Annotated in this window: 11 protein-coding genes, 3 tRNA genes and 1 pseudogene; 4 read left to right on the top strand and 11 right to left on the bottom strand. The window is 36.8% G+C overall.

The window, feature by feature from the left end; translation table 11 throughout:
• Positions 1-117: 117 nt before the first annotated feature.
• From QHG54_RS00535 to QHG54_RS00520, 4 genes are all read right to left on the bottom strand, one after another.
• Positions 118-684, bottom strand: a complete 567-nt coding sequence (locus QHG54_RS00535; RefSeq protein ID WP_317993435.1) for a DUF2497 domain-containing protein — start codon at positions 682-684, stop codon at positions 118-120.
• A 239-nt stretch (positions 685-923) separates the two neighbouring features.
• Positions 924-2,246 (bottom strand): TolC family outer membrane protein, encoded by a 1,323-nt coding sequence (locus QHG54_RS00530; protein ID WP_317993436.1) that lies wholly within the window; start codon positions 2,244-2,246, stop codon positions 924-926.
• Between the two features lie 33 nt (positions 2,247-2,279).
• On the bottom strand, positions 2,280-2,954 hold the full coding sequence (locus tag QHG54_RS00525; protein ID WP_317993437.1) for a protein-L-isoaspartate O-methyltransferase: 675 nt from the start codon (positions 2,952-2,954) through the stop codon (positions 2,280-2,282).
• Positions 2,955-3,156: 202 nt separating this feature from the next.
• Positions 3,157-3,230, bottom strand: a tRNA-Cys gene (locus QHG54_RS00520).
• Between the two features lie 196 nt (positions 3,231-3,426).
• Here QHG54_RS00520 and QHG54_RS00515 point away from each other — a divergent pair.
• Positions 3,427-3,501: transfer RNA gene (locus QHG54_RS00515), tRNA-Asn, on the top strand.
• A gap of 89 nt (positions 3,502-3,590) precedes the next feature.
• Here QHG54_RS00515 and QHG54_RS00510 read toward each other — a convergent pair.
• Entirely contained in the window at positions 3,591-3,962 is a 372-nt protein-coding gene (locus QHG54_RS00510) for an XRE family transcriptional regulator (RefSeq protein ID WP_406604520.1), read from the bottom strand.
• Between the two features lie 425 nt (positions 3,963-4,387).
• On the opposite strand from QHG54_RS00510, the pseudogene QHG54_RS00505 reads away from it, so the two are divergent.
• Positions 4,388-4,690 (top strand): annotated as a pseudogene (locus tag QHG54_RS00505) (integrase); the annotation flags it as partial.
• 97 nt (positions 4,691-4,787) lie between these two features.
• Here QHG54_RS00505 and QHG54_RS00500 read toward each other — a convergent pair.
• From QHG54_RS00500 to ilvA, 3 genes are all read right to left on the bottom strand, one after another.
• Positions 4,788-6,200 carry a DEAD/DEAH box helicase gene (locus tag QHG54_RS00500; protein WP_406604519.1) on the bottom strand — a complete coding sequence of 471 codons (1,413 nt, stop codon included), beginning with the start codon at positions 6,198-6,200 and terminating at the stop codon, positions 4,788-4,790.
• Positions 6,201-6,457: 257 nt separating this feature from the next.
• Positions 6,458-6,997, bottom strand: coding sequence for a hypothetical protein (locus QHG54_RS00495; RefSeq protein WP_406604243.1), 540 nt, complete (start codon positions 6,995-6,997; stop codon positions 6,458-6,460).
• A 36-nt stretch (positions 6,998-7,033) separates the two neighbouring features.
• Positions 7,034-8,311, bottom strand: a complete 1,278-nt coding sequence (gene ilvA, locus QHG54_RS00490; RefSeq protein WP_317993440.1) for a threonine ammonia-lyase IlvA — start codon at positions 8,309-8,311, stop codon at positions 7,034-7,036.
• A gap of 147 nt (positions 8,312-8,458) precedes the next feature.
• On the opposite strand from ilvA, the gene QHG54_RS00485 reads away from it, so the two are divergent.
• Positions 8,459-8,544, top strand: a tRNA-Leu gene (locus QHG54_RS00485).
• A 332-nt stretch (positions 8,545-8,876) separates the two neighbouring features.
• Here QHG54_RS00485 and QHG54_RS00480 read toward each other — a convergent pair.
• The 3 genes from QHG54_RS00480 to QHG54_RS00470 form a co-directional block, all read right to left on the bottom strand.
• Positions 8,877-9,770 carry a porin gene (locus QHG54_RS00480; RefSeq protein WP_406604242.1) on the bottom strand — a complete coding sequence of 298 codons (894 nt, stop codon included), beginning with the start codon at positions 9,768-9,770 and terminating at the stop codon, positions 8,877-8,879.
• A gap of 797 nt (positions 9,771-10,567) precedes the next feature.
• A complete protein-coding gene (locus QHG54_RS00475) occupies positions 10,568-10,840 on the bottom strand; it encodes a hypothetical protein (RefSeq protein ID WP_406604241.1) in 273 nt (90 codons plus the stop codon).
• Positions 10,834-13,209: a mechanosensitive ion channel family protein gene (locus tag QHG54_RS00470; protein WP_406604240.1), complete on the bottom strand. Its 2,376-nt coding sequence runs from the start codon at positions 13,207-13,209 to the stop codon at positions 10,834-10,836. The genes QHG54_RS00475 and QHG54_RS00470 overlap by 7 nt, the downstream gene beginning before the upstream one ends.
• A 177-nt stretch (positions 13,210-13,386) precedes the next feature.
• Here QHG54_RS00470 and QHG54_RS00465 point away from each other — a divergent pair, with 177 nt between their 5' ends.
• Positions 13,387-13,761 carry a hypothetical protein gene (locus QHG54_RS00465; protein ID WP_406604239.1) on the top strand — a complete coding sequence of 125 codons (375 nt, stop codon included), beginning with the start codon at positions 13,387-13,389 and terminating at the stop codon, positions 13,759-13,761.
• Positions 13,762-13,788: the final 27 nt, after the last annotated feature.

Here is a 13,788-nt window from a genome sequence, read left to right as displayed (position 1 = left end):
TCTTAAAATCCGATCATACCCCAAAACCTCATTTATTCACATTAAGCCTAAAAAACTGCAGGCAAAACCCTCATAAAAAACAAAATGAAAAGCATAAAAAAATAAGAAAACAAAAAGTTAAGATGACTTCTTAATTGCCTTAACGATCTCTTCACGTAAAATATCTTCTAGCAACACAGGCAATTTGCGCTGTAACCATTCTGCTATAGCAGGACGTAACACATCCTTTGCAATCTTCTCCGCAGAAGAAATACAATACGCAGAAAGCTCTACATGATCAGCAGCCATGTTTTCTGACTGCGATACAAACGCCTCATCACTGCATTCTTTTGTTTTATGAACAGAACGCTGCTCTTCAGAAGAAAGCTTTATCTTTTGCATATCCACGCCAACCGCATTATTTCCTGCCTCTGTATTCTCTTTCTCTTGCGTTAAAGAAAAGTCCTGTTTTTCAGAAGAAAGACCAATACGATCAGCCAGAGCTTTCATCGCATCATCAACCGATAAGGTTGTATCATATATATCTTCCGATAATCCTGCCGAACGATTTGGAGAAGCACTCACTGCAATACCTTCATTTGAAAAGTGATCAGGCTGAACTGCGTTCTCCTCGATTATTTCACGAATAGATGTCAAAATTTCATCCATACTTGGCTCACGTAATACGCTTGAACTCTGTACCATACTTAAAAACCTCTCAAAGACGCAACCACAAACAGAATCATACTCTCAGTGTAAGCAAAAGAACCATAAGATCAACACGCTACTTTGTCATGAAGATGATGCTGCACACAACTTTCTTCATTTATAAAAAAAATAACATTCAACCGCTCTATTTTCTAACATGCTTGAACTATCGATTTCCTAATCTTTTAAAGATTAAAACCATTTAGCATATTTAAAGAACCATTTTTATAATTTTATCAGTTATACTTAATCGTTTTCAAACCTAAGTAATTTGCAGTTAATTTGCCAATGGCCGATTGAATACTATAACTAGCTACAACAGCATTACGCTCGGCCATCGCAAGTGCAATTTGAGCATTAATCAACTGAGTCCGAGAATTTAAAACATCCAATGTTGTTGCTTGCCCCACACGATTTTCTTGAATACGGCCTTTAAGAGCAATGTCAGCAGCACGAACACTCTCACGATAAGCAACTACAGATGAGCGTGCACTCTCTAACTGAAACCAAGCAGAAGTAAGTGCTTGTCTTGTATTACTCTGAGCCAAATCAAGCTGGAGATGAGCCTGCCCAAGCTGCTCCTTTGATTGGCGAATCTGCGCAGATGTACGCCCACCTTCAAAAATTGGAACACTCAGTGACAATCCTATTGATTTAGAAACGCCATCCTCTCCAGGACCACTGTAAATGCGATTATAAGATGCCGCTACAGAAAAATCAATTTTAGGAAGCAACGCTCCTTCTTTTGCCTTTACATTATAAAAACTAGCATCAACTAAATATTTTGCATAAAGAATTGCCGGATGCAGTGCACCACTAATTTGGTAAGCAGCATCAAGATTTACCGGCAAACCTCCTGCTACCTGTGGACGTTTCAACTTTTCAGGATCAGAACCAACAATTTGCCGATAAACTGCCTCTGCAGACTTTACATCAGCACGTGCAAGACTAAGTTCTGAAACAGCCACAGAACGCGCAGCTTGTGCCTGAGAAAGATCAACGCGCCCCCCTTCCCCCACATCAAATTTTGCTTTATTCGAACGAACTTGTTCTTCAAGAGCAGCCAAATTTTCCCTACGAAGATCGGCAATACGACGTGCTTGATACACATTAGCATACGCTGTTACAGTATCCAGAAACGTATTTTGTTCAGCATTACGAAGATATTCACGCTGTGCTTGCAGCTTGACTTGAGCTGAAGAAAACATATTTTGCGTGATAAAGCCATCAAATAATCTTTGATTTAATCTTACCCCTAGAGATCCAGAAGTATTATAAGGACCTACAATGGACTTATTCCGCCCATAGCTCGCAATTCCTTCAATTTGTGGTAATAACCCCGACCTTGCAATAACGACATCATCACCGGATATACGCACAGCAGCACGTTCACTATTCAATTTCGCATTATGTATATAAGCTTTAGCAAAAGCATCCATCAATGTTTCGGCATAAACCGACCCTGATGGAAAAACACCCAGCGCCAAAAACAAAAACACCTGAAACTTCTTGTTTTTTTTAAATACAACACACACAATAGCAAACCCCAAACTAATCATAAAAATATCTTTTATTTACAAACAAAACAAGCACTAAAATACAAAGTCAGGTGCTTTTAAAAAACTAGGAAGGCACTTTACAGCAAGATTAAAAGCACGACGCACCGAAATAATTCCATCTTCTTTTACATAAATTCGTGCAACACCGGCATTACCGTGTCCTTCAACCACAACAAGACGACCGTGGTTTTTCATTTGATCAAAGATATCCCCTGGAATAAAATCAACAGAGCCCTCGATAAAAATCACATCATAAGGCCCCTTATCAGCGCACCCCTGCTCTAATGGTCCATCAACCACAACCACATTGTCATATTGATGAAGTTCTAAAGTCTCTGCAGCTCGTTGTGAAAGAGTTTTATTATCTTCTAACGCAATCACAGACCCCGCAAGTTTTGAAAGCAACGCAGCACAATAACCACTATTTGCACCAATATCTAATACAATATCCGATGATTTCACAGCTGCAAGCTGTAGTAATTTTGCTAAAGACGCAGGTGCCATCAAATAACGGGCCGGTATCCCACTTTGCGCTGAACATATAAGAATATCGGTATCAAGATAACTCAAAGCTCTCATATCTTCCGGTATAAAATCTTCACGCGATACCGTTAAAAACGCTTCAAGAACCGATAAATCCGTTACATCTACTGTACGAATTTGATTGTCGACCATTTTGCGGCGAAGCTCTGCAAAATCTGCAACCATAATGCCCCTTTTCTCCTACATACAACAAAACAGCAACAATAAGGACCTAAAATCTTTTACCGTGGATGTTACAAAAAAGTACGCTACCATCAATAATGAGATTCTAACCGCACTATTTTCCATGGTTAAAGTGTTTTTACCATGAAAAGAAACAGCTCACTTGCGCATATTATTCCTACAGGCCATTTTGTTTAAAATCGGCTGGAGGCCTCGCCCGGAATCGAACCGGGATACAAGGATTTGCAGTCCTCTGCGTAACCATTCCGCCACGAGGCCTCGTCAACAAACATAGAAGTTTCAATAAGGGAAGGCAACGCATCCGTCAAGCTATAGAAATTTTCTCTCCCCTTTTTTCCTCTTTATTATGCAGTATTATGCAGTTTCTGATATTTTTTTTAAAAAAAGCAATTTTATCCTTTGCAAATCAGTATTGCTTTGCTATAGCCCTTGCAGTTGGATAATTGGGCACTGTTCCCCGGTAGCTCAGTGGTAGAGCAACCGGCTGTTAACCGGTTGGTCGCTGGTTCGAATCCGGCCCGGGGAGCCAAATTCTTTTCTATCACAAATAACTTATTGATTTTCCATATGTTTTTTTAAGTGAGGGATGCGTAGACAAAAGTGAGGGAATAGGATTTTTTAATATTCCTCTACAGAGAGCGTCTCTTTTCTCCAAGTTTTTCTATTAATTTTTTTAAGTTTGGCTAAATCCTGTTGTAAAAGACTACGCAAATTTCTAATAAGCATACCACTGATTTCATAGTTAAGTGGACCAAAAGGATTTATTGTAAAATTCTTACGACAAACATCTGCCTCTTTTCTTAAACGAGAAGCAGTCTCTTCATCGAAATCGTATAATTCTATGATCTTTTCTTCCATGCCAACCGGTACAGACTTTTTGCCAATTTCTATAAATGATACAGATATGTCTAATTTCTTAGCCACACCTAAAAGAAGTTCGGAGTGATCAATATGAAATTTGCGTAAGATTTTGCCAAATGATATAAGTATTTAAAATCCTATGAGGAATGAACATCCACTCTAATTCTAGCAAAAATTTTCAGATTTTCATCTACAATGCATCACGAATCAGGACTTCTTTTCGGAGTGTTTTTTAACCGTACCAAATGTCCAAACTATTTCCACTTCTAAAAAATTCAAACCTTTGAAGACCTCCCTCTGTATTATTTTTTAATATATTGATTTATAAAGATAATTTATTGTTTTCATGTTAAATGAGAGCCCCAAATATCGTAAAATTCTTTCATTTCAAACCCTCTTATAATGAAGCAAACAAAACTATTCCCTTGCACATCACAAGCAGGGTTGGCGTGTGGGTAAAAACCATTAAGAAAAGAGTAAATACACCTCTTATAAACGCTTTCAAATGCAAGAACTGTCACAACATAAGAAGCTGGCAGATATAATGATGGTGCTTGGATGCATTGAGAGATGTGTCTTTAAAACAAGCGCGTGAGAATGTACAACACAATGGCGTTTTGTTTTACGTAAGGAACGTAATCCATTAAAGAACGAGAAAAACAAAAGCATAAGGCAATGCATAATCTTCATTCTTTAAAATGATATTTTTGTGGATGCTTTTGCAAAGCGTAAAGCCAAATTAAAAGGTGATGATAAAGTCGGAAGATGGTTCCTACCTTTGCGCTTTTATATTCTTCCCCAATTAGGCTGTCTTCCCATTTCAGAAATTACGCAAACAGACATCTGCAATATTCTTTCTGCATTATTTTTTGTTGCTCTTGCTCTCGTTCAAACTAAGAAAAAATCAGAAAAAGAAAAATATTCTGAACTTACAATCTCATTTAAATATTTTACTCAAGCTGCCTTCTTCACTGTCTTGCGAAAACGAAAAGATTTTGTACGCTTTGCCACTGCTTTTGCTTTTTTATGTCTTTTATTTGAAGAGGAAGAATTCCCCTCCTGTGACGGTGCAGCATTATCTTTGCAACCCCCAAAACGTTTCTGACGTCTAGATTTTCTAAAATGAAGTTCTTTACTGTTTTCTTTGCCTCTACTTTCTGGCACAATCGGCTTTTCTGGAAATGCTGCAAACTGTTCTGGAACAACTTCACGCACTAATCTCATACAAATCAAGCGCTCTACAGCACGCAACCGCGCCCGCTCTACTCCTTCATCAAAAAGTGTAATAGCCTCACCAGAGGCACCATTGCGTCCTGTGCGACCGATGCGATGCACATAACTTTCAGCTTCGTCTGGTAAATCGTAATTAATAACGTGACTTATTCCTGATACGTCAATACCGCGCGCTGCAATATCTGTTGCAACAAGAATCCGCACTGATCTTTCACGAAAAGCTTTCAATGCATGCTGCCGCGCACTGTGTGATTTATTTCCATGAATTGTCGCAACAGAATACCCTATCTTTGCTAAACTACGTGTAACAGCATCAGCACCATGTTTAGTTCGGGTAAAGACAATAACCAAAGATAAATCTGGATTTGTCAAAAGTTGAGCTAAAACATTCTTTTTTTCACGCGTAGGAACGCAATATAATTTTTGAGTAATTTCTGCAGCAGTAGTCCCTTGAGGAGCAACCTCTATTCTCACAGGATCATTGAGCAGACATTTTGCAAGTGCAGTAATTTCTTTTGGCATTGTCGCAGAAAAAAGTGCTGTCTGACGCTCTTGATGCAAAAGTTTTGCAATTTGCCGCACATCATTAATAAAGCCCATATCTAACATACGATCTGCTTCATCCAGAACCAAAAAACGAGATTGAGAAAGATCAATACATTTTGCACGAACAAGGTCCATTAAACGCCCTGGCGTTGCAATTAAAACATCTACACCTGCTTCCATGCGTTTAATTTGTTTAAAACGTGATATCCCACCCAAAATGAGACATGTCGAAAGATGCGTCCCTTTTGCTACAGCACGAATCGTTTCATCAATCTGAACAGCGAGCTCACGCGTAGGAGCCAAAATCAAAGCACGCGCAGTTTTAGGACAGCGTTTATCGCCTAAAGTCAAAACTTGACTTAGAACAGGTAAACCAAAAGCCAAAGTTTTTCCAGAACCTGTTTGTGCAATAGCTAAAATATCATGCCCTTTTAGCATCATTGGAATAGCTTGCTCTTGAATAGGCTTAGCTTTATTCATACCAGCAATGAGTAAGTTCTTAACCAAAAGAGCCGGTAAACCTAACTCTGTGAAAACATTTTCTCTATTTACATTCAAAATAAAATCTTTCCTCAGCCCAATAACTATAAATAAGTAATAAGCTGAACCATATTGTTCAAGAATCCGCGCAAGAGAGATCTTGATACTACAAATTTATGAAGCAACGCTTGAAAGAGCGATTTGCGCACCCAATGAACACCTTAAAATCAAGGAGAAAGGTGCATAAATTTTATTCTATAAAGGGCTAATTAACCAGCCCAAACACCCTTTCTTTGTACTATCGTTCGATTACAACAAAAAATCAAGGACCTTGCCAAATATATTTATCATAAACAATAAAAACACTATTTTAATTGTTTATTTATTATCGTTTCCTTCGGTAAATGCACCTTATTAAAATCAGGATAAATCTCAAGGAAAATCTGATTCTGTACAGTTTTCTGACCACCATAGATTAAATACCATTGCGTTTTATCAAAAATCGCCAAAGTTTTATACTGAATGATGCGATCTTTCGTTTCAAGCATCGTTGGAATCAAAGCATAAAAAGTACCGTTATCAGTTTGCAGATAATCTATACTTGTTTCATCTAAACGATAAGCGCCAGCAGGCAAATTCTCAAATTGAACACGCAACTGTTTAAGAAAACTGTCCCGCAAATTATCCTCTGTCGTATTCAATCGGCGCGCTATTTCTTTATAAAGCCGACTAGGCATATAAGTAGAAAGGGGCACAAAATTTCCATTTTCCACAGCATTGTTAACATCAACAATTAAATTCGAAAGTTCAGCTTTTTGTACTGCCGTTGGCTCAAATGCTAAACTTGGTTTACCAGCATAAAAAAACAAAAATAAACCTAGCATAAAAGAAAAAACAGACTTCATTTTTATAGCTCTTGTTTCAGTAAAAATTTTAGCTTCTCAGATGACAAAATCAAATAATGTTTGATCATCTGTAATATCACGATATCGCCAACCTAAAGCTTTAAACTTTTCCTCTAATATACGAAAATTATTGTATTTTTTTGTTTCAATTGCAATCAAGACAGAACCGAAACTTCTAGCTGATTTTTTGAAATATTCAAAGCGCACGATATCATCATCTGGAGACAGTTGAGCAAGAAAACTACGTAATGCACCAGGATGTTGTGGAAAGCTAAAAATAAAATATTTCCTTAATCCCTGAAAACGCAGAGAACGCTCTTTAATATCTGGCAAACGCTCAAAATCAAAATTACCACCTGAAATAACGAGAAGAATTTTTTTGCCTTTCAACTCCTGCAAGGAAAGGCTATTAAGAGCATCAATCGATAAGGCCCCAGCCGGTTCAAGAACCACACCTTCAACATTAAGCATTTCAACCATTGTAGAACAAACACGATTCTCAGGAACTGTAATAACAGAATCTGATGAAAATTGCTTCAACATCGTATAATTTAATGCACCAATTTCAGCCACAGCAGCGCCATCTACAAAGGTATCAATATTTTCCAGTTTGACGCGTTTTCCACCCTTCAAACAAGCAAGCAAGCTTGCAGCTCCTTGTGGTTCAACAAAACGAATCTCTGTTTTCCAACCATATTCACGTAAAAACTTGCTCACACCGCTAGCCAAACCACCTCCGCCTACGGGCACAATTATCAAATCTGGCTCACTCTCCCCATTGAGTTTTTTCCATTGCAAAACAGCCTCACATAAAACTGTCGCCTGCCCCGTAATAATGCGAATATCATCAAAAGGCGGAGCCATCACACCACCACTCTCAGCAGCGAAAGATTGTGCGGCGGCATAACATTGATCAAACGTATCACCAACTAAACGGATATCAATAAACTCTTTACCAAAAATGCGTGTCTTATCAATTTTTTGTTGTGGAGTTGTCACAGGCATAAAAATCACGCCTTTTCGTTTAAAATAGCGACAAACAAACGACACCCCTTGCGCATGATTACCCGCTGACGCGCAAACAAATGCAGCATCTTGAGAGATCCTACCAAGCATTTCTGAAACAAAATTAAAAGCACCGCGAATCTTATATGATCTCACCGGCGTTAAATCTTCACGTTTCAAATAAATTTCTGCATCATATTTTTGACTAAGAAAATCATTTTTTTGAAGCGGTGTTTCAGCAAACACATTATGCAAAGCCGCCGTAGCCTTGGTTACATCTTGAATAAATTGACTCATAGCACTGGACATTTCATTCTTCATTAATACTGAACAGGTTTCCTTCTAACTATAAAGGCAACCATTGTCAGTCAAAAAATTATCAAAGAATGAAAAATTTCCTCTTTATCATTAACCCTTGATTCAATAAAAGATATAGCTTATGAGAGAGCCTTTATCGCGGACGTGATGAAATCGGTAAACATAGCAGACTTAAAATCTGCCGGTCTAAGACCTTGCGGGTTCAAGTCCCGCCGTCCGCACCATTGTTTACGAATTTCCATTATTTTCAGCAAGTTATTAAAAATCAACAAAAATTAAACCACCTTTTGTAACGCCATTATAACGCTGTGAGCGTGGAACCATACTGAGGCAAAATGCGAATCATGACTTTTTTGAAGAGCATGCTTTAATCATGCCGATGATCCAAAGGATTTTCATTCGCAAAGATAGCAATCTTAGCAACTATTCCCATCTCATCACAATCATTAAAAATCAATGACTCCCTCTCTGCCATAAAAGACAGTCCACAGTGCACAAAATAGCAAAAAAGGCCCCATCAAAGATAGGACCTTTTAACAATCTAATCTTATGAAAATTAAAATTTGTAAGCTAAACCGACACGGAAATCATTGGTCTTATAGTCAAGTTCAATCTGATCTCCAAATTTCTTTTTACCAAAATCTGAATAACGATATTCCGCACGTACAATAGCATTATCTGTCATTGCATAATCAATACCACCACCAAGAGTATAACCAACCATCATCTTTGTAACATCAAATGTAACACCAAGTTCCTCTTCTCCAGCAATTGAGGCGGACATAATATCTTGAAATTTCCCATAAGCAACACCACCAGAGATATAAGGCATAAAACGATCAGAAGAAAAACCAACACGCACCCGTGTAGCACCAGTCCACTTTTGCTTTAAAATATGACTAAAAGTTATACGATCTTCTTCTGCCTTACTTCCCTCATCTTCTCCTGATACTGCCCTAAGCTGTGTCTCTTGTTTCCCAATTTTCTTTTCCACTACAACAGCATCTTCACTAGCCTCATCAGTCTTAATAATAGTTTTTGCCTTCTTTCGCCCAGAAAAAAGCATATCCGTATCAACCCCCAAGAGCATATCCGTATCAACTCCCAAGATAAAACCACTACCAAGATCAACATTGGTACCCGCATAAAAACCACCTACTAAACCAGAAAGTTCAGGTAAATATCCTTTCTCAATAGGAACCCATCCTTTATTCTTACTATCCTCATCAAGATGAAAAGGAATACCAACATCATGTGTCATTGCGGAAAGCTTACCTGAAAAACCACCGATCTGACCACCGATATAAAAACCTGTCCAAGAAAAAGCAGGAACAACAATCGGTACAACAACTTGTTTTGGCTGTTGAGAAATCACAACATCTGCAGCCTGTGTCATAGAAGTTAAAACGAAAGAAAAAAAAGATGCTGTTAATAAACATTTCGTATTCATAAATTACTCCACTGCTATTGTTTAAAATACATAATAATATTAAATAATACCAAATGAAAAAATCCTCTATTGTTACAAATACTTAACTATGATTTCATATAAATTTTATATTATCAAGTATTTTTATTCACATTTAATAATTTTATTAAAAATAATACTTTAAATTATCAAATTTTCTCCACAATTACTGCAATCTTTTCTTTTAAAAGAATTATACTTAGACGTACTTCTTATCCAAAAGTTCGCACAAAAAATCCTAAAATTGGATCATTTATCAGTTTGTTACATGAAGTATTAGCTAAAAGAGTACAGCTTATTTTTTAGTACATCGCTTTTTATCAAATATTACAATATATTATGGAAAATATTAGATGCCAGCTTAACACCAATGCATATATTCTGACTTCAAGAAAAATTGTCGCATCTATCATTTAGTTTACTAAATTCTTGAAGGTGATACTGTTAATGCTGCAGGAAATTTCATTCAAAAAAACAAAGTCTATTCTCGAAATAAGCGAAAAACATTACCAATCAAAAAAGACACTCTCTACATCAGAAACCAGTGAAGCTTAAAAATAATCAACCAAATGCTAAAGTTTTTTTCGAGGATTTTATATATTTTATAAGCCACTCTTCAGCCATTTTTATGATATCATAGACCTTTTTCCAAAATGAAAACTTGTTGCTCATAAAGAGGTCGTTAAAAACTTCTATTTGTCATAGAATCGTTAATAAATGCAAAGAAGATATCGTTGTTCTTTCACGCCCTAACGAATAACAAGAAAACTTAAACTATTTTATTTAAAAATTGCTCTACCCTTACTGATTTCTATATTATCTTCTGCCTTTATTGCAAAACGGTCTTTATTAGGAAAAGTGATAAAACACCCTTTCATACAAATTGTAACTGTTTGATGAGTATTCAACGATATACTTAAAGGTATACTCCCTTCAACGATGATGAGAGATTGTACTTTTAAATCGGTATTTTTCACAGTTGCTGCAAAAGCTGTCATGGATAAAATATCCAACAGCGTAATCACTATGAAAACACGAACACATTTTAGCATTCTAGGATTCCTTCTTCAACAAAACGCTTATATAATACAAAGCGAAGAGCATTAGTCACTTTAGAAGGTGAGGTAATATTAGGTACATAAATAGCCAAATTAAATGAAAATTTCTTACTATCAAATGCAGTAAAACTCACCTGTGGTGCAGGATTTTTTAAAACCCCCTCTGTTGCAGAAGCAATCTCTAGCAAAATTTCAACAACACGCTCTGGAGAAATATTAGAAGAAACAACAACAGGAATATCAATCCGCCCCATTTTACTACGTCGCGTCCAATTACTGACATTGTTATTGATGAGGCTTGAATTAGGAATAATAATTGTCTTACGCTGGAATGTTTCAAGTTCCGTTGCACGCACACTGATACGCTTAACAATACCACCTACTGATCCAGATTCTACATAATCCCCAATTTTAAACGGTCTTCCAATCAGAATAATAAGCCCAGATACAAAGTTTTGAACAATATTTTGCAACCCAAAACCTATACCAAGTGAAAGCCCACCAGCAATAAGCGCAAAATTTTTGAGATCCAAACCTGCCATTGACAATCCTATCAAAGCCGACACGACAATACCGCCATAACCTATGACTGTTTTGATAGAATTACGTACCCCAGAATCAAATTCTCCATGCTCTAATACAGTTCCATCTAACCAATCGATAAGTCGACGAATGAGAAACCAGCAAGTAAAGAAAACAACAATTCCAGTTACAATAGAAATGAAAGAAACGAACACATTTCCAATTTGAAAACCGGTCATTAACTGCCACAACACTGCTCTCAAATCAGAATAGGAAAATCCAAACTGCACAGCAATCGGCATTGCGCAAAACACGATAACAACCAAATTGAGGAAAACACTAATAACAATCCCCAATTGATCCATCGTTTTTGCTTCTAAATGCAACCATTGCATCAAAATATGACCAACGCTCGTTTTCATAAATTGGCCTTTAGCCCCAAGTGCTTGAGCACTTTGTATCCCCAAATACATTAAAACCAAAAACGCACCACCGATTACAATTTGCTGCATAATAAAACGCGCTAAACCAACATAACCCCCAAAATTCATCACAATAAGCAATAATCCCAATACAATGAGGGGAACACGTATATAAAGCGGCCAAAAGTGCGCTTTTCTTTCTTCACCTTGAGAACGTGCGCGTCTGAACTGCAAGGGTACCAATGAAATTACAAACAGCACAATCGCTACAAGAAAAACAGCGATGAAACTCTTTGCAATTGTCAAAGAAAGAGAGGCTGAAACTACTTGATAAATACTATCAAGAACAGCATCAAATGCCAAAACTCCACCTAAAAAAGTTAGCAGAATTACCAATTGATTTGCCGCCGACGGCCCAATATTTAAAAGACGTATATGTGGCATATTTGATGATAAAAGAACAACTGCTAAACGATTTATCAAAAAGACTAAAATAATTTGGCGCCCTACCATATCAAAGACTGTTGTGAGCTTCCCTGGATCTAAACTAAAACCACGAAACAAGAATAATACAAGATAAACGCAAACAACGCATACAAGCGAAGGTAAGAGAACTGAAAAAAAAGCGATCAATAAGCGTTGTAAATAAGATATTTCTTCATTGCTCTTGGTAAAGCGACAGCGCACATGTGCAAGAATTTTATGAGAAAAATAAGAAAGTCCCAAAGCGGTAAAAAGCGGAATCAAAAAAGAAAGAAATAGCTGTAACAACTTGAAATAAAATAAGAAATTCCACCAAGAGCTCAACAGCAAAAGAAAATCAGATGAAGCCTCTTTGGTTTTCTGGGCGAGATGTTTAATCATCGGGAGCGAAAACTCAAGCCTGTTTGTAAGTGTGCGTTTAAAAAGCTCTCGAGATTGAGAAATAGCAAGTTCGGCTATTCTATTTGTAGTCAAAAAGATTGCTTCAAACCGAAGTACTATACTATTAATCTTAGCCTTTTGCTCTATCAACTGAGAGCGCTCATCACCTGTTTTTTTCAATTTTTTTAGATCATCGTGGAGCTCTGTCAACTGATCAAGAAGTGCGTTAATATCATTAAGAGGAGCACGCAAAACAAATGCTGCTTCGAGAGCTTGTTTACTGATATCTTTTGCACGTAACCGCAGTTCTACCAAACCCTGCTCATCTTCTGATTTATTTTTAAAGTCTTTTTCCAAAATTTCTGTATTTTGTTCAAGATTCTTAATAATGCTCTGTTGTTGTTGAATAATTTCATCAATTGAATGAGAAGTGAGCTCTTGTCCAATGATTGCATTTTGCGACTCAAGATGCCCCCATGCACAACAACTGAAGACAACGATAATCCAAAAAATTAAAAAAAGTATGCGTATTTTTTTTCTAAAAAATGAATACATATCTGCCTTAGATGTATAAAGAGGAATCTATCCCCCTGCTAAGAATATGGCATGGAACAAATATTTTCAACTTTTATAGAATAATCTTATAACTTTCCCTTATCTCATAATACTGATAATAAGGAAAAGGATAAAATAGACTTATGAACTCAATAAGATTAAAGAAGGCGCTTTAGCATGTTTTTTTTGCACCTCTATTGCAAAAAAGAAAATTTACTCCCTTTTACGACCTGGTTTTTTCTGTCCAGCTTTGGCATGTTGTTGGCGAGCAACCTGGAAGCGCGTGCTTATTTAATCAAACAATCACAAGCAAGTAATATAGTAAAAACAAACACACTTGACCCACAAAACAAGTGTGACCAATTGAATGTTACAACAACCGAAACCGAAAAATTTATAACACTCCGTACAGCCCCTATTCTGCCTATCCATATTTTTCAAGATATCCTAGCATTAAATCTCTTTTTAATAGCGGCCATAGTTATTTGTATACGACTTGGAAACTTCCAAATCCAATATTTTACAAATAAACGTGCCCCTCCTCTTACTTGAATTATGAAATGATCTTCTTATATCGTC

The organism is Bartonella gliris, assembly GCF_045277155.1.
Taxonomy (GTDB): domain Bacteria; phylum Pseudomonadota; class Alphaproteobacteria; order Rhizobiales; family Rhizobiaceae; genus Bartonella; species Bartonella gliris.
Note: the sequence above shows the minus strand (reverse complement) of the source record. Positions and strands in the feature narration are given on the sequence as shown.